Annotated in this window: 26 protein-coding genes; 5 read left to right on the plus strand and 21 right to left on the minus strand. The window is 63.0% G+C overall.

Going from position 1 to position 24,362, the window contains the following annotated elements:
- Positions 1 to 64: 64 nt before the first annotated feature.
- Positions 65 to 187 (plus strand): hypothetical protein, encoded by a 123-nt coding sequence (locus ACRQ5Q_RS35510; protein WP_439370261.1) that lies wholly within the window; start codon positions 65 to 67, stop codon positions 185 to 187.
- A gap of 108 nt (positions 188 to 295) precedes the next feature.
- Here the strand turns inward: ACRQ5Q_RS35510 and ACRQ5Q_RS35515 are convergent, their stop codons facing one another.
- The 10 genes from ACRQ5Q_RS35515 to ACRQ5Q_RS35560 all read right to left on the minus strand — a co-directional run bounded on the left by ACRQ5Q_RS35515 (position 296) and on the right by ACRQ5Q_RS35560 (position 9,473).
- Positions 296 to 1,309 (minus strand): formate dehydrogenase subunit gamma, encoded by a 1,014-nt coding sequence (locus ACRQ5Q_RS35515; RefSeq protein ID WP_439370262.1) that lies wholly within the window; start codon positions 1,307 to 1,309, stop codon positions 296 to 298.
- Positions 1,310 to 1,347: 38 nt separating this feature from the next.
- Entirely contained in the window at positions 1,348 to 1,944 is a 597-nt protein-coding gene (fdh3B, locus tag ACRQ5Q_RS35520) for a formate dehydrogenase FDH3 subunit beta (RefSeq protein WP_011088224.1), read from the minus strand.
- A 12-nt stretch (positions 1,945 to 1,956) separates the two neighbouring features.
- Positions 1,957 to 4,899, minus strand: a complete 2,943-nt coding sequence (locus ACRQ5Q_RS35525; protein ID WP_439394563.1) for a formate dehydrogenase subunit alpha — start codon at positions 4,897 to 4,899, stop codon at positions 1,957 to 1,959.
- 2 nt (positions 4,900 to 4,901) lie between these two features.
- The gene (locus tag ACRQ5Q_RS35530; RefSeq protein ID WP_183244631.1) at positions 4,902 to 5,120 is read right to left on the minus strand and encodes a twin-arginine translocation signal domain-containing protein; all 219 of its coding nucleotides are present in this window, start codon (positions 5,118 to 5,120) and stop codon (positions 4,902 to 4,904) included.
- A gap of 30 nt (positions 5,121 to 5,150) precedes the next feature.
- Complete coding sequence (locus tag ACRQ5Q_RS35535; protein ID WP_439394565.1) at positions 5,151 to 5,933, minus strand: molecular chaperone TorD family protein; 783 nt, start codon at positions 5,931 to 5,933, stop codon at positions 5,151 to 5,153.
- 121 nt (positions 5,934 to 6,054) lie between these two features.
- Positions 6,055 to 6,669, minus strand: a complete 615-nt coding sequence (locus tag ACRQ5Q_RS35540) for a DUF3306 domain-containing protein (RefSeq protein WP_439394567.1) — start codon at positions 6,667 to 6,669, stop codon at positions 6,055 to 6,057.
- Positions 6,666 to 7,181, minus strand: a complete 516-nt coding sequence (locus tag ACRQ5Q_RS35545) for a DUF3305 domain-containing protein (RefSeq protein WP_439394569.1) — start codon at positions 7,179 to 7,181, stop codon at positions 6,666 to 6,668. Before ACRQ5Q_RS35545 ends, ACRQ5Q_RS35540 begins: the two co-directional genes overlap by 4 nt.
- Positions 7,178 to 8,185: a DUF6352 family protein gene (locus tag ACRQ5Q_RS35550; RefSeq protein ID WP_439394571.1), complete on the minus strand. Its 1,008-nt coding sequence runs from the start codon at positions 8,183 to 8,185 to the stop codon at positions 7,178 to 7,180. The genes ACRQ5Q_RS35545 and ACRQ5Q_RS35550 overlap by 4 nt, the downstream gene beginning before the upstream one ends.
- Positions 8,182 to 8,721, minus strand: a complete 540-nt coding sequence (locus ACRQ5Q_RS35555) for a DUF6505 family protein (RefSeq protein WP_439370268.1) — start codon at positions 8,719 to 8,721, stop codon at positions 8,182 to 8,184. Before ACRQ5Q_RS35555 ends, ACRQ5Q_RS35550 begins: the two co-directional genes overlap by 4 nt.
- Positions 8,718 to 9,473 (minus strand): biotin/lipoate--protein ligase family protein, encoded by a 756-nt coding sequence (locus tag ACRQ5Q_RS35560; protein WP_439394573.1) that lies wholly within the window; start codon positions 9,471 to 9,473, stop codon positions 8,718 to 8,720. Before ACRQ5Q_RS35560 ends, ACRQ5Q_RS35555 begins: the two co-directional genes overlap by 4 nt.
- Before the next feature lie 151 nt (positions 9,474 to 9,624).
- Here ACRQ5Q_RS35560 and ACRQ5Q_RS35565 point away from each other — a divergent pair, with 151 nt between their 5' ends.
- Positions 9,625 to 11,595, plus strand: coding sequence for a 4Fe-4S binding protein (locus ACRQ5Q_RS35565; protein ID WP_439394574.1), 1,971 nt, complete (start codon positions 9,625 to 9,627; stop codon positions 11,593 to 11,595).
- A 158-nt stretch (positions 11,596 to 11,753) separates the two neighbouring features.
- Here the strand turns inward: ACRQ5Q_RS35565 and ACRQ5Q_RS35570 are convergent, their stop codons facing one another.
- Entirely contained in the window at positions 11,754 to 13,046 is a 1,293-nt protein-coding gene (locus tag ACRQ5Q_RS35570; protein WP_439394576.1) for a c-type cytochrome, read from the minus strand.
- Between the two features lie 143 nt (positions 13,047 to 13,189).
- Here ACRQ5Q_RS35570 and ACRQ5Q_RS35575 point away from each other — a divergent pair, with 143 nt between their 5' ends.
- On the plus strand, positions 13,190 to 13,423 hold the full coding sequence (locus ACRQ5Q_RS35575) for a hypothetical protein (protein ID WP_439370272.1): 234 nt from the start codon (positions 13,190 to 13,192) through the stop codon (positions 13,421 to 13,423).
- A gap of 604 nt (positions 13,424 to 14,027) precedes the next feature.
- Here ACRQ5Q_RS35575 and ACRQ5Q_RS35580 read toward each other — a convergent pair.
- Positions 14,028 to 14,276, minus strand: a complete 249-nt coding sequence (locus tag ACRQ5Q_RS35580; RefSeq protein WP_439370273.1) for a hypothetical protein — start codon at positions 14,274 to 14,276, stop codon at positions 14,028 to 14,030.
- 260 nt (positions 14,277 to 14,536) lie between these two features.
- On the opposite strand from ACRQ5Q_RS35580, the gene ACRQ5Q_RS35585 reads away from it, so the two are divergent.
- Complete coding sequence (locus ACRQ5Q_RS35585; RefSeq protein WP_439370274.1) at positions 14,537 to 14,701, plus strand: hypothetical protein; 165 nt, start codon at positions 14,537 to 14,539, stop codon at positions 14,699 to 14,701.
- A 1,262-nt stretch (positions 14,702 to 15,963) separates the two neighbouring features.
- On the plus strand, positions 15,964 to 16,182 hold the full coding sequence (locus ACRQ5Q_RS35590) for a hypothetical protein (RefSeq protein ID WP_439370275.1): 219 nt from the start codon (positions 15,964 to 15,966) through the stop codon (positions 16,180 to 16,182).
- Between the two features lie 113 nt (positions 16,183 to 16,295).
- Here the strand turns inward: ACRQ5Q_RS35590 and ACRQ5Q_RS35595 are convergent, their stop codons facing one another.
- From ACRQ5Q_RS35595 to ACRQ5Q_RS35635, 9 genes are all read right to left on the minus strand, one after another.
- A complete protein-coding gene (locus tag ACRQ5Q_RS35595) occupies positions 16,296 to 16,505 on the minus strand; it encodes a PRC-barrel domain-containing protein (protein ID WP_439394577.1) in 210 nt (69 codons plus the stop codon).
- An 806-nt stretch (positions 16,506 to 17,311) separates the two neighbouring features.
- Positions 17,312 to 17,719, minus strand: a complete 408-nt coding sequence (locus ACRQ5Q_RS35600; RefSeq protein WP_439394579.1) for a DUF2934 domain-containing protein — start codon at positions 17,717 to 17,719, stop codon at positions 17,312 to 17,314.
- A 29-nt stretch (positions 17,720 to 17,748) separates the two neighbouring features.
- The gene (locus ACRQ5Q_RS35605) at positions 17,749 to 17,934 is read right to left on the minus strand and encodes a hypothetical protein (protein ID WP_283024385.1); all 186 of its coding nucleotides are present in this window, start codon (positions 17,932 to 17,934) and stop codon (positions 17,749 to 17,751) included.
- Positions 17,931 to 18,092 (minus strand): DUF2934 domain-containing protein, encoded by a 162-nt coding sequence (locus ACRQ5Q_RS35610; RefSeq protein WP_439370277.1) that lies wholly within the window; start codon positions 18,090 to 18,092, stop codon positions 17,931 to 17,933. Before ACRQ5Q_RS35610 ends, ACRQ5Q_RS35605 begins: the two co-directional genes overlap by 4 nt.
- Before the next feature lie 417 nt (positions 18,093 to 18,509).
- The gene (locus ACRQ5Q_RS35615; protein WP_439394580.1) at positions 18,510 to 20,738 is read right to left on the minus strand and encodes an EAL domain-containing protein; all 2,229 of its coding nucleotides are present in this window, start codon (positions 20,736 to 20,738) and stop codon (positions 18,510 to 18,512) included.
- Between the two features lies 1 nt (position 20,739).
- Positions 20,740 to 22,095 carry a protoglobin domain-containing protein gene (locus ACRQ5Q_RS35620; RefSeq protein ID WP_439394582.1) on the minus strand — a complete coding sequence of 452 codons (1,356 nt, stop codon included), beginning with the start codon at positions 22,093 to 22,095 and terminating at the stop codon, positions 20,740 to 20,742.
- 405 nt (positions 22,096 to 22,500) lie between these two features.
- The gene (locus ACRQ5Q_RS35625) at positions 22,501 to 23,496 is read right to left on the minus strand and encodes a PAS domain-containing protein (RefSeq protein ID WP_439370280.1); all 996 of its coding nucleotides are present in this window, start codon (positions 23,494 to 23,496) and stop codon (positions 22,501 to 22,503) included.
- Between the two features lie 145 nt (positions 23,497 to 23,641).
- Positions 23,642 to 23,908 (minus strand): DUF3551 domain-containing protein, encoded by a 267-nt coding sequence (locus ACRQ5Q_RS35630; RefSeq protein WP_439370281.1) that lies wholly within the window; start codon positions 23,906 to 23,908, stop codon positions 23,642 to 23,644.
- 80 nt (positions 23,909 to 23,988) lie between these two features.
- Entirely contained in the window at positions 23,989 to 24,357 is a 369-nt protein-coding gene (locus ACRQ5Q_RS35635; RefSeq protein WP_439394584.1) for a hypothetical protein, read from the minus strand.
- Between the last annotated feature and the right edge of the window lie 5 nt (positions 24,358 to 24,362).

A 24,362-nucleotide genomic window follows, 5' to 3' on the forward strand; every position in this document is an offset into this window, starting at 1 on the left:
TGCACGATCCGCGGCCTTTGTCCGTGGCCCGAGGTCCTGTATAATGCGCGCGAGGAGGATCCCGATGAAGGCTTTCATCCTTGCCTGTATTGCGACGATCGTCATCGCGATGGCTGGAGTTGCCGTGCTCGACAGCGTACAGCTCCCCGTTGCAGAGGCCTTCTCGACGACGGGCGTCCGGCTGTAAAGCGCGATGAGATTTGGATGAATCGTCGTCGTGCTTTGGGTCATGATCTTTCCGGAAGAGCGCTTCGCACTTTTCCGGATCATGCTTCAGGCAATACTCCCATCAGCTCTATTCGGCTGCGGACGCAGCATGGCGAGGCTGCGGCTGAGAATCGTTCGGGCCGGTCCGTCCCAACTCCTGGTCGAGCCACAGGCTATGGTGCTCGCGCGCCCAGTTGACGTCCACCTCGCCTGACCCCATCGCCTCGAAGGCACCTTCCATCCCGATCGTGCCGATGTAGATGTGGGCGAGCATCGCGGCGATGAACAGCACGGCCACGACGGAGTGAACGATCTGGGCCATCTGCATGCCCTCGATCCCCGTCAGGTAGAACGGGAACATCAGCACGTAGCCCGTTGCCGCCACGAGGCCCCCGCCGATCACGACGATCCAGTAGATCCCCTTTTGACCCGCGTTGAAACGGCGAGCCGGCGGATGATCGTGACCGATCAGGCCGCCTCCGCGCTTGATCCACTCGAGATCGAGCTTGCTTGGGATGTTGCCGGCGATCCACATCAGAAAGATCAGCACGACGCCAATCGTGAAGGGAAAGCTCAGGTAATTGTGCGCGAATTTCGCCCATTGCGACCATTCCGAGAAGGCCTCAAATCCAATCAGCGGAAGCAGCAGCGGCCGGCCGAACGTGACGTTCAATCCCGAGATCGCCAGGATGACGAAGCAGGTCGCGGTCATCCAGTGCACGAAACGCTCGAAGGTGTTGAACCGCACGATGGTGCGGCCGGATCGCCCGCTTTCGAGTCGGACCATGCCGCGCGTCAAATAGAAGATGACCAGCACCGCCAGCATGCCGAGTATAGCGACGCCGCCGATCCACCGCAGCGCAACGTTGCGGAATTCACGCCATTCGCGGCCGGCAGGTTGCATCAGCACGCCGGAGCGCTGGTCGGGGATGCTGACGCGTCCCTGGATCCGGTCCATCTCCTGCAGCAACTTCTGCTCATTGACGGAGCTCGCCGTCGGATTGATCTGCTGGGCCGGCGACGCTACCGGAGCTGCCATGACCAACAGAAGCAACGCCCACGCGCCGATGGCTGGTCGAATGAACCTTGCAAATGAGGACATCTGCTCCTCCCGGCATTGTGTCCCGGCGCGCGGCGCCTTCAGGATTCGATTGTCTCGCGATAGGCAGTCTTCCAGCCCCATGCGCCCGAGCCATAGCCGCGCTTCAACACGCGCTCCTTGTAGATCTGGGCGATGATCTCGCCGTCGCCGGCAAGCAGCGACTTGGTCGAGCACATCTCGGCACACAGCGGCAGCTTGCCCTCGGCGAGGCGGTTCGCGCCGTATTTTTCGTATTCCTCCTTGCTGCCGTCGGCCTCGGGACCGCCGGCGCAGTAGGTACATTTGTCCATTTTTCCGCGCGAGCCGAAATTGCCTACCTTCGGATATTGCGGCGCGCCGAACGGACAAGCGTAGAAGCAATAACCGCAGCCGATGCAGAGATCCTTGGAGTGCAGGACCACGCCATCGGCGGTGGTATAGAAACAGTTCACCGGGCACACTGCCGCGCACGGCGCATCCGTGCAGTGCATGCAGGCCATCGAGACCGATCGTTCGCCCGGCTTGCCATCGGCGATGGTGACGACCCTGCGGCGGTTGATGCCCCAGGGGACCTCGTGCTCGTTCTTGCACGCCGTGACGCAGGCGTTGCACTCGATGCAACGGTCGGCGTCGCAGAGAAACTTCATACGTGCCATCGTCGTTGCTCCTTATGCCGCCGCGATCTGGCAGAGAGTGACCTTGGTTTCCTGCATGTTCGTCGCGGGATCGTATCCGTAGGTGGTGATCGTGTTCGCGCTTTCGCCGAGCACGATCGGGTCGGTGCCTTTCGGGTAGTTGCCGCGGAGGTCCTTGCCCCCTAGCCAGCCGCCGAAGTGGAAGGGCATCCAGGCAACTCCCTTGCCGACGCGCTCGGTGACGAGCGCCTTCATCCTTGCCCGGGAATTGCTCTCGGCGCCCGTGACCCAGACCCAGCCGCCATCCTTGACACCGCGCTCGGCGGCGTCGGCAGGGTTGATCTCGATGAACATGTCCTGCTGCAATTCGGCGAGCCACGGGTTGGTCCGGGTCTCCTCGCCGCCGCCCTCATATTCCACCAGGCGGCCGGACGACAGGATGAGCGGGAACTGCTTTGCGATTCCCTTCTCGACCGCCGCCTTCTGTACGGAGAAGCCGATATTGGGCATCCGGAATTGCTTGGCATCGGGCAGCGTCGGGTATTTGGCAACGAGATCGACGCGCGGCGTGTAGATCGGCTCGCGGTGAACCGGGATGGGATCGGGCAGGCCGAACGCATGCATGCGCGCCTTGCCGTTGCCATAGGGAACGCAGCCATGCGCCAGCGCGACGCGCTGGATGCCGCCCGACAGGTCGAGCGCCCACGACACCGCGTCAGGCGTGGCGGGGTTGACCTTGTTGATCACGGCCATTTCCGCTTCGGTCAGCTCGGAGTCCCAGCCGAGCTTCTTCAGGCTCGCGAGCGTGAATTCCGGATAGCCGTCCTGGATGCCCGACCCCAGCGAGTACGAGCCATCCGCGAGCAGGCTCACCTTGCGCGTCGTGCCGTCCGGCAACTTTTCCTCGCGCTCGATGCCGAACCGCGGCCGGAACGTGCCGCCACCATCCATCACGTGCAGATTGGTATTGTAGAGCAGCGGCGTGCCGGGATGCTTGACCTCCGGCGATCCCCAGCACGGCCAGGGCAGGCCGTAATAGTCGCCGCCGACCTCGGGATCGTCCTTCGGCGCGCGCATCGTCAGCATGTCGAACTTGGCCTGGTTCTTCATGTGCGCCTTGAGGCGCTCGGGCGATTGCCCGCAATATCCGGTCGACCAGCTGCCGCGGTTCATCTCGCGCAGCACATCCTCTGCTTCAGGGAGATTATTCTCGACCTTGATCTTCTTGAACATCTGGTCAGCGACGCCGAGCTTCTTCGCCATCAGATAGATGATTTCGAGATCATCCTTCGACTCGAAGATCGGCTTCACGATCTGCTCGCCCCACTGCAGCGAGCGATTGGAGGCGACGCGCGAGCCCTTGCACTCGAATTGCGTGGCGACCGGCAGAATGTAGACGCCATCCTTGCGCCCCGCTTCGACCGCCAGCGAGGCCCAGGTCGTCGGATGCGGGTCGGCGATGACGAGCAGTTCGAGCGCCTTCAGGCCATTGAGGGATTCGGGGATACGGGTGATGCTGTTGGAGGCGTGTCCCTGCACGAACACCGCCCTGACATTGTCCTTCTGCGCGAGCTGATCCTTCGGCAGCGTTGCCGCTTCGAACCAGCGGGTCAGCGGGATGCCCGGCGTTTCCATGATCTGCTTGGAATCGAAGCGCGACTTCAGGAAGTCATAGTCGACTTCCCATACCCGCGACCAATGCTTCCAAGCGCCCTCGGCGAGGCCGTAGTAGAACGGCAGCGTTACGATATCGAGCCCGACGTCGGTCGCGCCCTGCACGTTGTCGTGGCCGCGGAAGATGTTGGCTCCCTTGCCCTGTCCGCCGACATTGCCGGTCATGAGCAGCAGGATGCAGCTGGCGCGCACGTTGGCGGTGCCGACGGTCTTCTGGGTCTGGCCCATGGCCCAGATCAGCGTCGCCGGCTTCTCGGTGGCGAACATCTTGGCGACGCGCTTGAGCTGCTCGCCGGGAATGCCGGTGACGCGCTCGACTTCTTCCGGAGTCCACTTCTCGACCTCCTTCTTGAGGTCGTCGAATCCGTAGACCCGCTGCCGGATGAACTCCTTGTCCTCCCAGCCGTTCTGGAGGATGTGCCACATCATGCCGTAGAGTATGGGGATGTCGGTGCCCGGCCGCATCCGCACATATTCGGTCGCGTGCGCGGCGGTGCGCGTCAGGCGCGGGTCGATGACGATGAAGTTGGCCTTTTGCAGCTCCTTTCCCTCGAGCAGGTGCTGCAGCGACACCGGATGCGCCTCCGCCGGATTGCCGCCCAAGATCATCTGCGTCTTCGCATTGCGGATGTCATTGTAGCTGTTGGTCATCGCGCCGTAGCCCCAGGTGTTGGCGACGCCGGTGACGGTGGTCGAATGGCAGATGCGGGCCTGGTGATCGGTGTTGTTGGTTCCCCAGAATGCGCCGAGCTTGCGGAACAGGTAGGCGCCTTCATTGGTCATCTTGGCCGAGCCAAGCCAGTAGACGGCATCGGGGCCCGACTTCTCGCGCACATCCTGAAGCTTGTCTCCGATCTCGTTGATCGCGGTATCCCAGGATACGCGGGTCCACTGACCACCCACCAGCTTCATCGGATAGCGCAGCCGCCGCTCGCTGTGCACGAGCTCGCGCACGGAGGCGCCCTTGGCGCAGTGCGAGCCGCGATTGATCGGCGAATCCCAACTCGGCTCCTGGCCGATCCATACCCCGTTCAAGACCTCGGCGGTGACAGTGCACCCGACCGAGCAATGCGTGCAGATGCTCTTGCGCACGGTCGCACCTGCGGTGAGCGGACCGGCCGTCGCTGCTTCCGCTTTGCGCACGCCGCCGACCTGCAGCGTGCCGAGCGCGGCGAGCGCGCCGCCGGCAACACCGGATTTGCGCAAGAAGCTGCGGCGGTCGAGGCCGCCCGCCTGCCCCGCGAGGGACTCGGCAACGGAACCATGGCGCAGGGAATGCTGGTTTGTTCGCTTGATCAGCACGGTCAACCTCCCTTGGCCGGATAACGATTGACGCGATAGAACGCCTTCACGTGATCGGTTTCCTTGTAGCGCGCCTTGCGCTTTTCATCGTTGGTTTCGCTATCGGCCTGCGCGGACCCGACCAGCGGTGTCGCAAGCGTCGCGCCGGCGCCCACCGTGCCGACGCCGACCTTGCGCAGGAAGGCGCGGCGCCCGACTGTGGTTTTCCTGTCTTCACTCATCGCATCCTCTCCTGGACCTGCAGGTGCAGATCAGTTGGCGAACGTGAATGCTTCCGTCTCGATCTCGACAAAGGCGCGGCCGAGCGCGCCGACCGCACGATAGAAGATGGCGCTCTCCGCATGCTCGATGTCGGCAAACAGCCGCCCCATCCACGGCACGATGTGCTTCTCGAAGAAGTCGCGCTGCGAGTCGGACGTCGCCGCGAAGCGGCCTCCCGCGAGCCCTGCCATGATCTCGCACAGGATGGCCGCGTGATCCTCCGGCTCCGGATTGTTCGCGACGCGCTCGATCCCAAGCGCAGCGAGATCGGCGCGCAGGCGCGACAGCGGCCGCTCGTTGAGGAATCCCGTCAGGTAGTAGGAGGCGTAGGGCAAGAACTCGCCGCGGCCGAGGCCTGTGAACAGATCGAAATATTCGCGTTCGACCTTCGCGGCGACGGCATTGTCGGCGGCTGCCGCCAGCGCGGCATGTGCGCGCCCGAGCGGCGTCGCATCACCAGTCAATGCGGACAGTTGAGCGAGCAACTTTCCTGACGGTGCTGCGGACAAGAGGGTAGCGAGCAGCAGATATTCCTGCGCACGCGCCGCATCAACGGGATCGATCGGAACTTCGGACAAAAGCGGCTCCGTGTACAGATCAGGCCGCAGATCATTGCGCGATACGCCAGTGGCCGCTTCGACCGCGATCACCCGTTGTGCGGGCACCTTCGTCCAGTTCGAAACGGAGGGTTGGCTGACGCCGATTTTGCGCGCAAGCCCGGCAACGCCGCCAGCGGCGCAAATGGCTCGTTCCAGGCCATCATCATCACCCACATGGACCTCCCATCCAAGTCCCAGGTGCTGATTTTTCTTTTCCTACAAAGCGCTAGGCGAAGCCTAGTCCCGGCGGAACCGAGGGTCAATCGCCTCCCATAGTCTCTTTCGTCGAGTAGACCTAGCTAGGCAGTGCGCCGCCATGGGGGCGGCGAGGGATCGACGGCTGTTCGCTTCCAGTGCTCTCGGCAACCGTTCGTTGCGTTGCAGCAGAAGCGTCCGCGGGCTCGATACGCGCTTCGTCTTCGGCGACGATCTCGACACTTGATCTCTCGACCTCGCGCGGTTCCGGCGACGAATCCGCGACGTCAACCAGCGCCTCGGCCGACTTGCTGATGCCGCCGATGATTCTCTCCACGAACGCAGCCAGTTCTGCTTCCGAACAATCCAGCGGCCCAAAGCCCGGCATTGCGGAGGGGTCGTTGAAGTCCCATGCGTTTTCGGCAAGTCCCACGAAGTCGCGTATGGCGGGATCAGCGCTCCAGGCGCGGCGAAGCGCCGCACGTGTCAGGTCCTGCGGTATCCCTTCGCGCAAGAACGCCTTGATATCGGTCGCTGATGTGATCGAGTCGATCGAAGGCAGGCTCGAGAGGTCGAACTCCACCTCTTCGTCTTTCGCAGCGCGCGGCGGGGCCGACTGGGCCTTGTCATTCATTGCCGGATGCGGTTGCGCAGCGCTCGCGTTTGCCTCCTGCTTGAGCCTGGACCAGCGCGCCAGGAACTTGTCCTCGCTCATTTGTGTCCGCCTTCATGCTGCCGGCGTGCGAGCGCCTCCGGATCGGCCTGCCGCCGCTGGCGTTTGAAGAACTCCCGTTCGACGTGGTGCTCGGCAACGAAGCTTTCAATGTGCTCGCGCAGCACCTCCGGCATTGGAACGGCCTCGACCAGATTGTCAGCGGCCTCGGTGAACGCTTCGCCTTCGGCAGGATCGGCGGTGACGGCAGCCACCGAATAGGGCCAGGCGCCTTCGGCAGGCGACAACACTGTCCAGATGCTCGGACTCCCTGACGCGAGGTTATCGCGATAGCGCGCGGTCTCGGAACTGTAGAGATCGACCATCGCGCTGCCGGCATAAAACAGTGTCCCGCCTCCCTCTTCACGGAGCACCGTCCAGGACCTTGTCTCCGGCTCGTCCGGCAGCACGGCGACAGCGCGCCAGACAAAGTCCGTCCACGGCGAGGCCGCCTTGTGCCGCTCGACCACGACGCCGACGGGAATGCGCACGAGCGGCAGCGCAGCCGGTCTCATGTCGCCATCTCCAGATGTTTGATCGGCAACCCCGTCAGCAAATTCTGCGGCTTCATCCGGAGCTTCCGATCGGAGTTCATCGACAGAATGAGATAGATCGGCTCGCCCTGAATCTCGTCCGCGGCCGCACTCTTGTCCGCAAACGTCAGGCGGAACAATGATAGCACACGGCTGGCGCTGCGGTCATCGAGTTGCTCCCCGTGCCAGAGACGGTCACCCAGCCTGGTCGCATCGGCGTCGAGCCCGACATACCAGGTGAGCCGCGCATCACGCAATTCGCGCAGCGGCTCAATCTCGACGTCGAGCCCGAGCAGATGGGATATCCAGCACGTCATCGCCTGCGCCAGCGCCCTCGGCCCGCGCTCCCCCGCGGTGAGATCGAACGCCATGTCGAAATCGTCGCTTCGGTGCCAATAGTCGTCGGCATTGTCCGTGCTGAGGACGTCGAGCTGGGCATCGGTCGCTGCCCCCAGCATTGACATCAGCGACAGCACCGGGGTCGGGCTCTGCGCGCCGACAACCTCTTCGTCTCCGAGCAGCAGGACCTGCTCATGCGGCAGGATACGCTGCGGGCGGAAGAACAGCTCGGCGGCGCGCAGCACGAAAGGATCGTCGCAGCCATCGAGCGCATTGCGCAGGATCACATGCACGAGTTGATTGACGAACAGCGGCGGCAGATCATTGGACCGCGACCGGACGGCTGCAACATAGGCGGCCTCGAGCGTCGGATGCCGCACCAGGAGATCGCGAAAGGCGAGCACGAACCGCCAGTTCTCACGGGCATCCGCGTCGATAATTGCTGCAACCTCGTCGGCGTCGACCGGCCGGCGGGGGGCGGCGAGCAGCGTCCGGTGCAGCCGCCGCTCGACCGGGCATGCTTCGTCCGGCGGAATCAGCTCGGGACGGGCAAAATAGGCCTTCAGGAACTCGTCGGTGACGCAAAGCCCGCCGCTCTCATTGCGATCGAGCAGATGGTGGCCGCACGCGATCCAGAAATCGTTCATCGGTGCTGCGGCTCCCGGCTCATATCGGCAAGCCTGATATTGCTGTCGGGTTCGACATCCTCCTCGACTTCCATGAACGAGAACGCCTTGCTGTGCCCCTGCCCTTGCCGCAGCTGCAGCCTGCGGAACGATTCGCGGACCTCGCCGTCGCTCACCGAGCGGTGGACGGCAATGAGCGAACTGATCGGATGCATGCAGAGCGACTGCACAAAGGCAACCTCCTCTTCGGCAGCCATCCGCGCGCTTGCCGAATCCGGCGCGCCGAAACGATCGATGAGTTGGCCGGCAAGGAGCTCGATCAGCGCCCGGCAATCGCTCTCGGTTGCCGGCACAATCTGCGCCAGCGTCGACCAGCCCCAGGATTGCACCCCGAGGAAGCCGCTGCGAAACGCCGCGCGCGTCTTGCCGGTCAGCGTCGCGGGATCCTGGTCGCAGAAGCGGAACACGCCTGAGACGGCCCATTCGCCGGGCTCTGCCGCCGCATCGAAGACGAAGGTATCGGAGGGATCGAGCGCGATGGTGCGCAGCAGTTTCATAGCCGCGGCCCCCCGAGTTTGGGATCGAGCCAGCAGGGGCTGGCGAGCGCCTTGACGAGCTCGCTCCGCTCGACCCTGTCGGTTCCGACGCCGCGCGTGAGGAGATCTCCGTTCTCGTCGATCTCTAGGACAGTCCGCCGCTCACGGGGAACCCGGCTGAGATAATCGCGTGCGACACTATCAAAGCCATCGACCTGCCAACTATCGATCACCCGCATCAGGTGCCGTGCAAAACTCTCGGTCACCTCCGCGGCTCCGGCTTCGCCAAACCCCTCCTCATCCAGCGCGGACGCGAGCGGATGAATACCGGGCCCTTGGTCGCCCATTGCGACGGTCCGGATCATGGCGCCGAACACCAGCCATGCCGGGGCCTCGTCCTCGCGCACGGGCGACGGCCATCCCATCCGCGCACCGCCGACCAGCCCGCCATCGATCTCGACGGCGTCGGGCCAGCCGATCGCGACGGTCTTGTTCGGCGGCGCGTAGGCGCGAAGGGCATCGGTGAGCGCGACCATGCCGGCGTAGAAGGCGCGCCGAGCGGTTCTCAACTGTTCGCCCGGCTCGAGCACCACGGCGAATTCGGCAAGATCAAACCGCCCGACATACACCAGCGTGCCAGCACCGCTCTTGGGTGCAATGCGGCAAGCGTGGGCAAAGGCGTCTCCGCTCTCACGCAAGCGGACGAGCGTGAAAGGCGGCGGCAGCTGGACCGGCTCCGCCAGGGAGACGTGGCTCGTTGGGGTCGACCGCAAGGCCGTCCTCCACTTTCCTTTTCTTCCCGATAGTGAATATCTATACGAGGTGCAGAAATGGCGCGAGTCCGCAAGTCGGCGCCGCACTGGCGGAGGGATTGACCTGGAGCAGCCAGCGAAAACCGTCCTGATCTGCTCGTGTGAAGACACGATGCGCCTTGACGTGGCCACGATCCGGCGCGGATGCTCCAACTGCGAGATCAGGAACTATCGTCATCTCTGCGGCGCGGAGCTCGAGCATTTCCGCAACGCGGCAAAAGCCGAAGGGCCGCTGACGGTCGCCTGCACGCAGCAGGCTGCGCAGTTCACCGCTGAGGCAGGCGAACGCCCCGGCGGAATCAGCTTCGTCAACATCCGCGAGACGGCCGGCTGGTCTCGCGACGGCGCGAATGCCGGCGCGAAGATGGCGGCGCTGCTTGCGGCGGCCGAGATTCCCGCACCGGATTATCCGCTGCTCACATTATCGGGTGACGGCATCATCCTGATCTATGGGCGCGACGAGGCTGCGATCGAAGCCGGGCGGCTGCTCGCCGACCATCTCGATGTCACGGTCATGCTCAAGCAGCCGGCAGACGTGACGCCGCCTGCCGCGGCGGTGTTCCCGATCGTGAAGGGCACGGTCCGCAACGCGCGGGGCCATTTTGGCGCCTTCGAGCTCACGATCGATGACTACGCGCAGCCGCGCCCGTCTTCGCGCGACCGCTTCGTGTTCGAAACCCCGCGCAGCGGGGCGACCTCGCGCTGCGATCTCGTGCTCGACCTCTCCGGCGATCCACCGCTATTCCCTGCGCCCGACCTGCGGGACGGCTATCTCCGTGCGGATCCGCGCGATCCCGCGGCCGTGCTGCGCGCCGTGCTGACCGCTCGCGATCTCGTCGGGAGTTTCGACAAGCCGAGATATGTCGACTTCACACCCAGCCTGTGCGCGCATTCGCGCTCGAAGCTGACCGGATGCCATCGCTGCCTCGATCTCTGCCCGACCGGCGCGATCACGCCGAACGGCGACCATGTCGCCGTCAACGCAGATGTCTGCGCAGGTTGCGGGCAATGCGCGGCCGCCTGCCCGACGGGGGCAGCGTCCTACGCACTGCCACCCGCCGACACCCAGTTGCAGATCCTTCGCGCCATGTTGCTCGCCTATCGCGAGGCCGGCGGCGCGGATCCGAACCTGCTGCTGCACGACAGCGGCCACGGTACGCCGCTGATCGATGCGCTCGCCCGTCATGGCGACGGATTGCCGGCCAACGTGCTTCCCCTCGCCCTCAACGAGCTGACGCAGGTCGGCCTGGAGGCCCTCGTCGGCGCATTCGCGTATGGCGCGGCGGCCGTGCGGCTCCTGGTGCGCGCCAAGCCGCGACACGACATCACCGGGTTGTTGCAGACGATCGCCATGGCCGAGACGATTCTTGACGGTCTCGGATTCGACGGTGGCCGCGTGGCCACGATCGAAACAGACGATCCCGACATTCTGGCTGAACGACTCACAGAGGTTGGTCCCCTCGCCGGGCTCGCCACTCCAGCAACCTTCCGGACGGTCGGCAAGCGCGGCGATCTGCTTCGCTTTGGCCTCAGTGAATTGCATCGCCTCGCGCCCAGGCCGGTCGACGTGATCGCCTTGCCCGAGGGCGCGCCGATCGGCGCGGTCACGGTTGACACCAGCGGTTGCACGCTGTGCCTGTCCTGCGTTTCGGCCTGCCCCACCGGCGCGCTTCGCGCCGATCCCGAGCGTCCCGTCCTGAAATTCGTCGAGGACGCCTGCGTGCAGTGCGGCCTGTGCCAGAGCACGTGCCCCGAGAAAGTCATCACGCTCACCCCGCAGATCGACTTCCGGGCGAGGCGCGCGCCGGCGCGGGTGATCAAGGAGGAAGAACCGGCCCTGTGCGTTCGCTGCGGCACGCCTTTCGGCGTCAGGAGCACGATCGATCGGATCGCGACAAAGCTCGAGGGACGGCACTGGATGTATCCCAGCGGGGACCGCCGGACCGAGGCCTTGCGGATGTGCGCTGATTGTCGCGTCATCGTCATGAGCGAACAGCAGTTCGATCCGATCCAGGATGTTCCGAAGCGCCCGCCGCCACGGACGACAGACGACTATCTGCGCCAACGCGAGAACAAGGACTAGAAGCATGGCTCGTTTCATGATGGGTAGAAGATCAAGTGGCTGTCTCGCCGGCTCAAGGAGCATCCCAGCACCGACGTCGCCCGCATGCTCAATGAGAAGCCGGAGCTGACAAATATTCCCGTGGAGCAATGGCCGGGGTATTAGAGCGTTGCTGCCAGCTATTTCGACGTCGCCCGGGCCAGAAAGTCCGTGAGCGCGCGGCGATCCTCGGCCGAACCGATGTGCTGCTCCGGCATCTTGGTGCCGGGCGTGTAGGCGTTCGGCCCGATCTCGAACAGTTTTGAGACGGTCTCCGGCGTCCAGACGATATCCATGGCTTTGAGCGCGTCGGAGAAGCGATAACCCGGCAGCGAGGCGATCTTCCGGCCGAACAGCCCCGCAAGCGTCGGCCCGGCACGCTGGACCTCGGTTTCCGACAAGGTATGGCAGGCCACGCAAGCCCTGAAGATTTCGGCGCCGTGATCGCCGGCATAGGCCGCGAGCGGATCCGCCGGCGTGCCCAGCACGTCCGACCCGATCACAGCGCCGGTCAGCGCGTTCCAGCGTCTGATCTTGCCGTCACTCCCGCCCGTCAGGAGCGTCGCGCCATCGGGCAAGAACGCAACCGACCAGACCGGCGCGGCGAGCCCAGCGAGCGTGCGCATCACGGTGCGCGCCTTGCGATCAATGATCGCGACGGTGCCGTCGATTGCCCCCGTGGCTAGCAAGGCGCCGTCTCGCGAGATCGCCAGGGCCACGACCGGCCTGGCGGCGACCATGACCTCGCCTGTCTCACGGCCGTCGGCAGTCATCATGCGCAACTTGCCATCTGCCGCGCCGGTGACGATTTCGCCATCAGGCGAGATGGCAACGACGTTCAACGGTGCCGGCATCACGATGGTCTCGGGGCTGCCGTCCGGCAGCGGCCAGAGCCGCACCGTCAGGTCGTAGCCAACGCTCACCAGCGATCGTCCATCCGGGGCAAAGGCCACGCCGTTCACAGCTTGCGAGTGGCCATGCAGCACGCGCGTCCCGCCGTCGGGGAGCGATGAGATCCGCACGGTGTGGTCCCATGAGGCTGATGCGAGCTTCGATGCATCGGGAGACACTGCGAGCCCGACAATGGGTCCCGCATGCCCCTCGACAACCCGGTCCGGCTGCGGCCGGCCCGGCGTCCAGATCGCAATGTGGCCGTCCACACCGGCCGTCGCCATGCGTCCGTCTCCGAGGAAGGCAGTCGCGTTCACCGCGCCCGAATGGAAGCGAAGGACCTGCTCGGCGGACTCGGTGGCGAGGGACCATCGGATGGCTGCCGTGTCGAAGCTGCCCGACAGTACGGTCTTGCCATCGACAGAAACGGCGAGCGCGCGGACAGGCCCGCCGTGCCCCGCCAGTTGCGCCTGCGCGGGCCGCAGCGGGAGAAGCAGCGATGCCGTCAGAAGGACGGTGGCAAGACGCGGGCGCCTCGACATTGGCCTTTTGGACAAAACGCCCCCCTTTGATCCAGCTCAACGAGCGCAGCTCTATCCGGTTCCAGGTGCGACAAGCGGCGCCTTGAATGGCAACCAGCGTGGTCGCAGTCTCCCCAGTGGCGCCTCATGGACCGAGGCCGGCTATGCAGCTTCGCCCGAAAGCCTATCTGCAATTCATCTCGCGGTTGTGGCACTTTCGCGCGCTGCCGCCGCGAAACCGCGATCCCGGCAGGCAGGGCGCATCGCCCCTGCTCATCTACATCGCCGTCGTGCTGGCGCTGCTCCTGGCTATCCTACAAGCCGACGTCCACCGGCTTACATCCCTGGCGTTGCCCGGCGATCCCAACGGGATCAACCCGGTTTTCCTCAGTCCTTGAGACCACGCGTGCAGCAATTGCGGGGCACGCGCTACTCGATCAGCCGCACGGCGGGCTGTTCGAGGACATGCGAGCCGCGCAGGACGTCCAGCTCGATCAGACGCGAGAGCAGATTGTCTCTACGGCTGCGTTCCCCCTGGAAACACAAGAGATCGATCTGCGAAGTCTTGAACCGGAAGCCCGCCCTGTTGCGCCTGCCTTTGCATCTCTTGCACCGAAGGCATCCTTGCCCCCGATGTGCTATTCAACGGTAACGGATGCAATCGCGGCATGTTCGACGCGGCGACGACAGCTGTCAGCGCGGCCAAGGCAGAGATCATCAGGAGCTTCATGCGAACCTCTGTTGCTTCGAGGAGAGTCGAAGCCCTGACTAGTCCAGGACGCGAGATCGCGGTGTGAGATCGCTCACATCTCTCGTTCTCTTGATCGTCGCTGGAGCGGCCTGCGCCCCGCTCGCCAGACGCAGTGCTGCATTCTCGCGGCTGCTTTCACCCGAGTCTTGCTCGATCGCACCACCCTCGAAGCCGAGAGCAACTGTGGCGAAGTAAGCCTACCGGCTGTGGGCCATCAAGCAGCAGAGCGAGTAAGCCGTGCCGTCGAAGGATCAGCGCGATACTCGCTTGCGACGTGTTTGTTTGCGGCTGAGCCGTTTGGCATTGGCCGCGACCTTCCTTCGGTATTGCGCAACAATCTTGTCTCCGGATGCGCCAGCCATCAGGCTTTTACCGGCCTTCGCCGCCGCAAAGATTTTTTCACCCACCATCAGTTGGGCTTCACGTTGAGCGGCCTCGCCGCCGCGCATCAGCTTCGCGATCCGCAGGCCGATCACGCGGTTGCTTTCCAGCCCGAGCATTATCCAATTCCACATGCGGCGATATCCCTAACAAGCAATAGCCTCGGCTCATGAACGACCCCGGCGTGCGCGGGGTCCAATCAAAGCGGGTGGCTTATCACGACGGCATCGCTGCGGATCGTTCTGCCAGCAACGCGCGTCCCTACGAGCTAAAGGGTTCCTTCACCTTGCTTTAGGGAACACCCGAACTGGTAATAGCTCGGCCCCATTTCGCGCTAAAGATCAGACCGCCGCTGCTGGGGGCCAAACGGAGATGTCCGATGGGTGTGGCAGGCTTACGTTTCGCGCAGCTGAAACGATCGTCCCGTGTTCGAGCGGCCGTCGTCGGCCTGCTCCAAGAGTTACCGTTTGTCTGCCCGGTGGTCGTCGCAATCGGCTCGATGATCATGATCGTGATCAAACTCTGCAAGGATTTGCCGCAGTAACGCGGGCGGAGCTCGAGATGAAATAAAACCGAGATTGCGCGCCTGCGAGTGCGGCGAGTTGGTCTGGGGCGATTGACGCCACCATCGCCCGTGCGCATCGCCAAAAGCAGCTTGAGGCTCTAGCCGAAGAATTCGCTTTTAGGCCGGAAAGAACGGGCGGCGACAAACGAGAGAGCGGGCGGCGAGAGCCTTTAGCGGAGCGCCGTCCGCGCTCGATCGATCTCGTCAGTACCGATAGCCATAAGGATACTGACCTGGGCAGACGTAGTTGCCGTAAGTGTCGTATGTGCAGTTGTTGTAACCGCCGTAATAGCCATAAGCCCCGGCCGCGGCCGCCCCTACCGCTGCTGCGCCCAAGCCATAGGCCGCGCCCCTGTACGCGCCCCGATACGCAGCATTGCGGTACACTCCTCGGGCGACTGCTGTACGCGCCACCGGCCGACCCGGTATGGGCCGATAGCCGTAACCCCGTCCAGCAACGCCGTAACGGCCTCCCGCAACCCGGTATCCTCCGCCTCGTACATGAGCGACACGCGCGCCACCGCCATGGAAACCTCCGGCGCGCATGCCGCCCCCATGGAAGCCTCCGCCACCGCGGAACCCACCACCGCCGCCGCGTCGGGCATATGCATCATCCGGGACGAGACTGACGGCTATCAGAGTGAGCGCTGCAAGAGCAGCGACAACATATCGAAGCATGGCGTTCCTCCGTTGCTTGAGGTGCCGTGGAGCGTTGCACCAATGCCAAGCGCTTACAGGTCGGCACCTGGAGAGAGCCTTCGCCTCGCGTCACAATCAGTTTTGACCTAGATCAAAGTCGATGATCCCTCGATTATTGATCCCGCGTGCTCCCGACGGGAACCGGGGGCATTTGCTCGTAGGCATCCGCGAGGAAATGGTCGAAGCTCTCGATGCGAATAAGGCCAAGGCGGGGGAATTCCAGTGACGATCTAGAGTGCGACGGCCAGCGTTCCAGCGAATATCAGCATGTGTAGTCAACTGCGCCCGCGCTTGCACATACCGAACCCAGCGAGCAGGAGCAGGGAGCAGACCAAGGCCGAAAAGCATGAACAAGATGATCTGCGGGGGATGTTTTTCGGCCGCGCCCGCTCGCAGGCGCGCGACCTCGAAGAGGCTATTCAGCGCCGGAAGCGACAACGCGCATGCGGGACGGCAGGCAGCGGCACGGCAACTTGCCAGAGCCAAATCGCGGGCGCGCGCTCGTGGGCCAGCCTGATGCGGCCACTCGGCGAGGAGCCACCATGGATCGGTCCCGCCAACTGCATCATCTGGAACAAGCCGAACGTGACGTGTTGCGCGGCGAACAGAACGTCTTCGAGCAAGAGCAGCGTATCGAGGAACTTGAAGATCACAGGCCTGACGCGAGCTTGGCCCGCGCAGTCTTGGAGACGCGCCTCAGCACTCAAGCGCAATTTGTCGCGCACCGCGATCTGATCCTTCAGGAACTAAATCAGACCTGAACGAATGGCTATAAGCCCGGGGCATTCTGGCCTCACCATTGGCAGCGATCTTGATGATTGCCCTTATGGACGCAGCAGCGGCGGAGGTCCATGAGGCCCCGTCGGTAGGCCCGTCACTTCTCCGCCAGCTTGATTGTCGAGACAGGCCATTTGCCGGGATGCCCGGCTATGGAAAGACGCAAACCATGCGCCTCGTCCAAGTGTAATTCCTCAACGGTCCCCGCCTTGCCGTCCGTGAGCACGACTGCCTTGCCGATCAATTCCGCCTCGGCTTTGTGATATTCCCGCAGGATGGCGGCGGCATGCGCTTTAGCTCGGGGCATCTGCCTGAGGCCTCGTCCTACAGCGACGGTCCAGATTGCAAAACTGGTCAGATTGGGCCGCGTTCCGAATCAGCAACTGAGCCACCGGCCCCCGCGGCAACGCGGCACTTCGGCTACCCCCGGGGGATTACAAGGCAGTCGCGCGCCCCTCATCGGAAATAGGGCCTAGAGGGCCCCGGCGAGTTTCCGGAGAGCCGGTCCGCCAGTTCGCCGCAGCCCGGCCCGTCGACACAGCCGGAAACTTACAGACGAGACGAACCTGTCAGCGCCGTTCGTCCGCACGAGGCCTTGGGCTCACGGAAGCAATCCGCCCTGCCCTTAGGCTTTCGCGCCCGACGCTGCCCTAGCCCGGCTCGCGAAAATGACGATCATGATCGCCCCTCAAGGATGAGCCGGGATGGGCGAGACATACGACGATCCGAATTCCGGTAAGGTGGAATATTTTTGCGGAGAGGGGTTGACGGGCTAAGAGGCTGTTTTGCCCGACGGGCGGTCCTTACTTAAGTCGAAGCCTCAGAGGCAAAACAACGGTGATAGCTCTATCGCGCCATCATCTTATCCACGGTGTGACGCAGGCCACAGCAGAATCAAGCGCCTGCCCCTACAAAGACCAAGCATGGCCGCAAACAAGGTAACGGCGGTACGCACCGGCTGCGGAGGCGATCAACAGCTTAAGGACTTTTCGAAGCCGCAAGGGTGAAGAACCCGGCGGCTCTTTTCTTTCTCGCCAGGGAAGCGACAAAGCAAAGCCGACATGCGGCCTGCGGCCGATCCGGGTACCGGCCAGACTCGGGGGCTTCGCTCCGTCAGGCTCCCGAGCCCTTCCTCTCCTCGCGTTCCACCTCGATTTCCCGCTCAGCTTCGAGCCAGAAGTCCAGGTCACGATCGGTCGGTCGACCGGCCTGCTCCCAGAGCTCGTACGCACGCGCGCGGACCTCGCCGCGCCGCATCATGCGAAAAAGCTTTCGCTTCAGTTCTTCCGCGAAGCTTCTGAAGCGCTGTCCCGTGGTCTCGTCCTTCACGAGCGCGGCCGCTCGCGTTGCGAATTCGATCTGGCGCTCGATCTTCTGCTGCTCGTCCACTGCAAACACTGCCGTAGGAACAGGTTGTTCAGAACCCGTGCTGTTCAGACACACAAATCGTTTCAGCCGAATTCTGTTCCCTGGGATGCAGTTCGCAGGAGGATGGGCGAAGCGAAACTCGAGCTTCGGCAACGAAGCAGCATGGCAGCGGCGGGCGCCGCCTAGTGCCACGTCGTATCGGCTTCGACGATCACCACCCTCGTTTCGGGATCTTCGGTCGTGTTGCAGGTGCAAGGCATCCCCTCGCCGCAGCGGCAGCCGCCGAGCTTTTCGCTCCAGACCCGGAGCGGATGGTTTTCGCAGACCCATCCCAGACCCTGGCAGAATGGGCAGGTCTTGTCAGTCACAGCGTATCCGGCGTCCGCTGCGTATTGGACTTGTCCTCGTTGCGCAACTCCTGCTCGGCCGCGTGCCAAAACTCTTCTTCGCGGCCTTCGGGCTTACCGGCCTGCTTCCACAAGCGGTGCGCGCGTTCCCTGATCTCTTGCTGCGTCGGCTCGGACAATTGCATCTCCTTGTGAAGCACGGCCCGCCCTGGGGGGTATGGGGACTTGGAGGCGGGCCGTGCGGGCCAGCGATCGGCGGCGACCCTGGCCTGCGGATTCAAGCGTCGACGGTTCGCAAGAGTTCCTAGCCGGACCTACCGACCCGGCGCGCCCTGGGCCCGACGCGCTGCCCCTCGCGACCCATTCCCCTCGCGAGCGCGACGACGTCGAGCCCGCAACGGACCCGTGGCGATCAAGGATCTCGGCAACCTGAAGACGAACGCCGCCGGCCGTGTCGTTCCGATCCACCCCTCCCCTGGAATTGGGGCTGCTGGATCGGATGCAGGACCTGATGGACCCGCAGGAGGAGCGGCTCTTCCCCCTGGGACGCCTATACCCGCGGGCTGCCACTCGGACGGCGCAGCGATGCGCGTCCCTCATTTTTTGAAGCAACTCGCGTCCGGCAAACCGGAACGTAGTGGTGCCCCAGTCAGGTCGAGCGCGTCGGATGGGACTGGTCTGCCCAGAAGATAGCCCTGAACGAAATCCACCCCCTGATTGCGCAAAAACTGGAGCTGCTCCATCGTCTCAACGCCCTCCGCGGTTACCTGCACATTGAGCCCCCTGGCCAATGTCATAATCGATGCGACGACTGCCCTGCTCGCGGGCTTGCTCGGCAGCTCGCTCGTAAACGATCGATCCACCTTCAGTTTGTCGAATGGAAATGCCACGACGGAACCGAGCGACGCATAGCCAACGCCGAAGTCATCCAGTGCAAAGGATACTCCAATGTTCTTGAGTTGGCGGAACAAGAGAAGATTCTCTTCTTCGTCCTGCAGCAGCATTGATTCCGTCACTTCGAGCTCAAGCCGATGCGGCGGCAGCCCCGTTTTCATCAGCACGCCGATGATCAAGTCGAAGAGAAATCCTCCTCGGAACTGAGCCGGAGACAAATTGACCGCCACCTTGATCTCTCCGGGCCACGATACGGCATCCGAGCAGGCCCTTTCCAGGGTCCATCGCCCCAACGCCTCCATGAGCCCGGTTTCTTCTGCGACTCCGATGAACTCATCTGGATAAAGCAAGCCTCGAGAGGAATGGCGCCAACGCACCAACGCTTCCGCACTGCGCGGCCGCAGGGATCCTGCCTCGCAGATGGTCTGATAGTGTAACTCGAACTCACCACGCGCAACCGAAGCACGTAGCTCATTGACGAGCTGATTGCGGTCTTGCGCGCGGCTGCGCATTTCATCTTCAAAGACATGATATCCGCTCCGACCCTCCGATTTGACCCGATAGAGAGCCAAATCGGCTTTGTAGAGGAGTTCTGGAGCCGTAAGACCGTGCAACGGTGCGATCGATATTCCGATGCTAACGCCGACCGTCGCCTGCTGCGACTCTATCGCGAACGGTATGGCGATCGTTTGCAGGAGATCGACCGAGAGCGCTTGGGTCTCCTCACGCTCATCTCCCGCACTGATCTGCACGATCGCGAATTCGTCCCCGCCCAGACGTGCGATCAGGGCAGTCTCCGGAACAACCGAGATCAGACGTCCACTTAGCTGCTTGAGCAATGCATCTCCGGCGGCATGTCCAAGCGTGTCATTCACATGCTTGAAACCATCGAGATCAAGCAGGTAAACGACAAGGGTCTGCTGCTTTGCCTGCGTTTGGGAAAGCCATTCCGAAAGACTCTCCAGCAGAGCTGCCCGGTTCAGAAGACCAGTCAGCGCATCGTGGCGGGCTGCGTGACAGAGCTGCGCCTCGGCCTTCTTTCGCGCGGTAATATCGACCCGAATGGCCATGTAGGCGACCGGCTTCCCTTCCGGGCCGAGCTGGGGCGTTATCACGGTGTCGACCCAGTAGAGCTGCCCGCTTTTCGCCCTGTTGCAAAGCTCGCCCCGCCATACGCCTCCTCGGGCCAGGCAACGGTACATCTGTCGAAAAATATCCTGCGAATGGACCCCCGATTTCAGGAGGCGATGGTTGTTTCCAACCAGCTCCTCCCGGGTGTACCCGCTGATGTCGCAAAATCGATCGTTGGCGTAAGTAATCGTTCCGCGAATATCGGTGATCGCGACGATGACGGCCTGATCGATTGCGTACTGCTTCTCGATCAGCTCCTGCCTTGCTTCCTCGGCCCGGACCTCAGCAAGGCGAAGCTCCGTGACATCCCGGTGCCGTTCGACGAAGCCACCGCCGGACATGGGATGCATGTCGAGCTCGACGAACGACCCATCCTGCAATTCATACGTGGTCTGGAACTCTTCGCCTCGCCGTATCGCCGACAGGTAATGGGACAACTGGCCATTCGCATTCGCCCCGACTACTCGGGCATGGCGGCCCTTGAGAACATCCTCCACCGGGCGGCCCGGCGAAACCTCGGAAGATGCCAGCGAATAGAGGCTGCGGTGCTGTTCATTCCCTATCACCAGCCTTGATTGATCGTCGAAGACACACAGGCCATGAGCGCTGCTTTCGATCGCCGTATGCAGCAGGTGCTTCCAGTTCACCTCAACCCTTCGCTGACGATCGGTTTCGCCGCTCGCAGGCTGACGAGATCGGCACGTATCGCATGAAGCGGGAAACCCGTTATTCATGTCAACATTCGCGATCTCGAATTCGATCGTTGGTTCGATCATCGTGTCGCCAAGCCTTGATGACATGCTAGGCCGCCCGGATGTCGGCAAAGAATGCCTCCACTTCCGAGCGAAGAGCCGCAGCCTGAATGGACAGCTCTTCGGACGCGCTCAGAAGCTTTTCCGCCGTCTGCCGGGTTTCGGCGGCGACCTGGCTCACGCCGGTGATGTTGCTTGATACCTCGTGCGTGCCCTGGGCTGCTTGCTGGACGTTGCGCGCGATCTCGGCGGTAGCCACGCCCTGCTCTTCGACGGCCGCCGCTATGACGGTGGCGATCTCGCTGACCGACCCGATCGTTCGGCCGATGTCCTGGATGGCCCCGACCGACTCCTTCGTAGCCGCCTGAATCGAGAGGATCTGCTCACTGATTTCACCAGTGGCCTTCGCAGTCTGCTCCGCCAGGGCTTTGACCTCGGAGGCTACGACGGCGAAGCCTCGGCCGGCCTCGCCCGCCCGCGCCGCTTCGATCGTGGCATTGAGGGCGAGCAGATTGGTCTGCCCCGCAATGGTGCTGATCAGTTCCACCACATCGCCAATTCGCTGGGCCGCTTTCGCAAGGCTCTGGACCGTGTCGCCGGACCGGGCCGACTGCTCCACCGCGGTCTGGACGATCTTCGTCGATTCGGACACCTGGCGGCCGATCTCCCGAATTGAGGAGGTAAGTTGCTCGGTCGATGCGGCAACCGCCTGCACATTCGTCGACGCTTCTTCCGAGGCAGCGGCCACCGCGCTGGACTGCTGGGTCGACTGGGACGAACTCGCGGCCAGCGCATTGGCTGCGCCCTGAAGACTGCCAGCCGAACCACCGATCGTATCCACCACCGTCTTCATCCGGGCATCAAAGCTTCGAATGGCAGCGCGGATCGTCTCCTGACGCTTTTCCCGCTCGGCAAGCATTGCCTCCTGGTAGACCGAGATGGCGATCTCCATGTCGAGCATCACGGCGCAATTCACGGCGCTCAAGACCTCACTGAGATGCCTTGGCCTCCAGCGGTAGCGTCGAACAGCAAGAGCGACGAGCTCATTCAGGACAAAGTTGTATCCGCCGATGTACCAACGCGGCTCCAAGCCGATCTTGTTGTGGACCATGCCGATGGCACGGACCCCCTTCAAGTATTCATCGTCGAACCGCCCATTGAACAATCGCGCCCAATGGGTACCCTGGGCCGTTTTCAATCGGGGAATATCATTCCCGATCAGCGCGGCAAGCTGAGGCTCGCTCGTGACATGCCGGTAGAAGCCGTCCAGAATATGCGCGACGGCAGGTTCGGCGATCGCCCAGAACTCCCGCAACAGTTCCCCGCTGCGGGATGTAATTCCCATGAACCGCATTCTGGCCATGCGGTGCTGATCGGAATTGGTGCATGCAGGCAAGTCCGTCATTTGCTATGCCCTTTCAAAAAACTGATTGTGAGAAACGTGACTGGGAATCCGGTATCAAGCGGCTAATCAACGAGCCCAGTCGGAGCTGCTTGAAAGCGTAAGCGCCCGATCGACGCCCCGTATTCTTCAAGCGTGCGGAGCTGAATGCGCCTGTCGATTCCGAGATACCGATTGATTTGTGTCATCATGCCCGCACGCCTTGCCGAAGCCCGACATGCAGAACAATAATGCCGACCCTGCTAACCTTCTGTTAGGCAAAATTGGCCCGTGCGGTTGGCCTTATGCGGCCATTGCGATTGGCGATGCACGATGTCGCGACCATGGAAAGCCAGAATTGCGGGATGCAGCGTTGGCGCTTCGAATATCCGACCAATTTTGCTGGATCAGTGCAGGTGAGGTGCCAATTTAGCGAGGACGCACGCCAGGCTTGCCTGCTTCTGGAAACAGGAATTCGACACCCGCTCTTGCAAGCGCCGATTCGATCAGGCGAAGCACCGGATCGTTCTGCAACGGGGCGCCGTCCAATTCCTCGAGGCGACGAATGGTCGAACGCGTGGTGCCGGCAGCCTGCGCAAGATCCATCACCGACCATCGCAAGAGCCCGCGTGCGGCCCTGATTTGCGCCCCGGTGATGCGGTGGGCACCAGAACGCGATGTATTGCGGTCGAGATCAACACTGATACCGAGCCACTCCTTGATATTTCCTCCATCATCGAGCACCGGCTGTCCGGTCGATCGCTTCCATTTGAAACTGCCATCGGGCTGAATGATACGGTGCACGACATCGTAGCCACGCTTTTCCCGGCTTGCCTCGTCGCGAACTCGGATCATCTTCTCCTGGTCATCCGGATGAATGAGCTGCAGCCAACCCGATTGCGACGCAACCGCCTGGCTGCCATGGTCGCAGTTGACGAACTCGTGGATTCGACCGTCCGATTTGGCGATCCATACCACTGCTCCGGCTGCCTTGATCAGGGCACGGTACCGCTCATCGGCAATCCGCAGCTGGTTGAGCTGGTCCTCGCGAGCCGTGATATCCGTGCAGATGCCGATGGCCTTCTCTGCGGCCCCTTCCGGATCGACGAAGATGATGATCTGGCAATAGATCCAGGCGATGTTACCGCCGCGGCGTATCACGCGAAATCTTCGTTTGATGGTCGACGCCTTCTGGATGACGCGCTCGACCTCGCCCTGCGCACTGCGATCATCCGGGTGGGTCACTTGGAGAATGGCCGCAAAGGATGGTGTTACCATTCCCGGCTCGATACCCAGAAGATCATAATACCCGCGCGACCACCTCATCGCGTTCGCACGCAGATCCCAGCACCACAGGCCGCACCGCAGTTCACGCTCGATAACGCCGAAGCTTTCTTCGGTACCCTCCTTCAAGAGGTCCAACATTTTTTTGCTCTTGATGATCCAAAGACCTAACAGTTAGCGAAGTTAGGAATGTTGTCCAGCCTTATGCCAGCCTGGTCTGACTTGCGTTGAATGGCGGTGACATCGATCGAGATCGATATGGCGGAAGCCACCGCTCGCCGACAGATCAGTGGCGATGACCAGCATGCATCTTCCGAGCATGGGCAAATGATGCGTTCGCCTCGCTGCTGGGGCTACGAAAGCAGCTACCGCCGCGTCCAGCGATGGCTGAAACGCACTGATCGATAGTCTCGAATGCGCAGCTGCGCACCCCCGAGTCATAGTCTAGTCGGCAGAACGCGTATTCCTGTGTCGCGTTCAGCTCGGCAGGGATTAGAATCGCCGCGACTGTTGACGCTGCGACAATGGCGGCGAGGCCGAAAGTTCTGTCCATACTTGTTCCGTAATCCGATCGGTGCTGGGATGCACGGCACCCTCAGCGAGAGTGCCTCATATCTAGGCTTGCTCGCAGGGCTAGTCGCAGACCAGGTACCTGCGATGGCGGCTGTAAACGTAACGGCAATCACCGCTCGTATCGTAGCTCGAGCGCGCCCCGCCGTAGGCGTAGCCGGTGTAGGCGCCGGCTGCGTAGGCGCCGGCATAGGCCGCCGCGCGCGCTCCATAGCCATAGCCATAGCCGTGCTCACCGCCGTAGCGATTGCCGGCTCCACCGATATTGACCGCCGTGGTCCGCGCGGCGCCCACTACAGCCGGCCCGCCACCGGCACCTCGCGTTGCGAGATCAACGCGGGGCCCGGCTGCTGGACCGAGGCGAGGGCCGGGACCGGCGACAGGGGCGGCGGGACCGGGAGCCGCGATCGCGGGGGGACCTGCTGGAGCCATCGGCG

The organism is Bradyrhizobium sp. PMVTL-01 (genome assembly GCF_051861855.1).
In the GTDB taxonomy this organism is placed as follows: domain Bacteria; phylum Pseudomonadota; class Alphaproteobacteria; order Rhizobiales; family Xanthobacteraceae; genus Bradyrhizobium.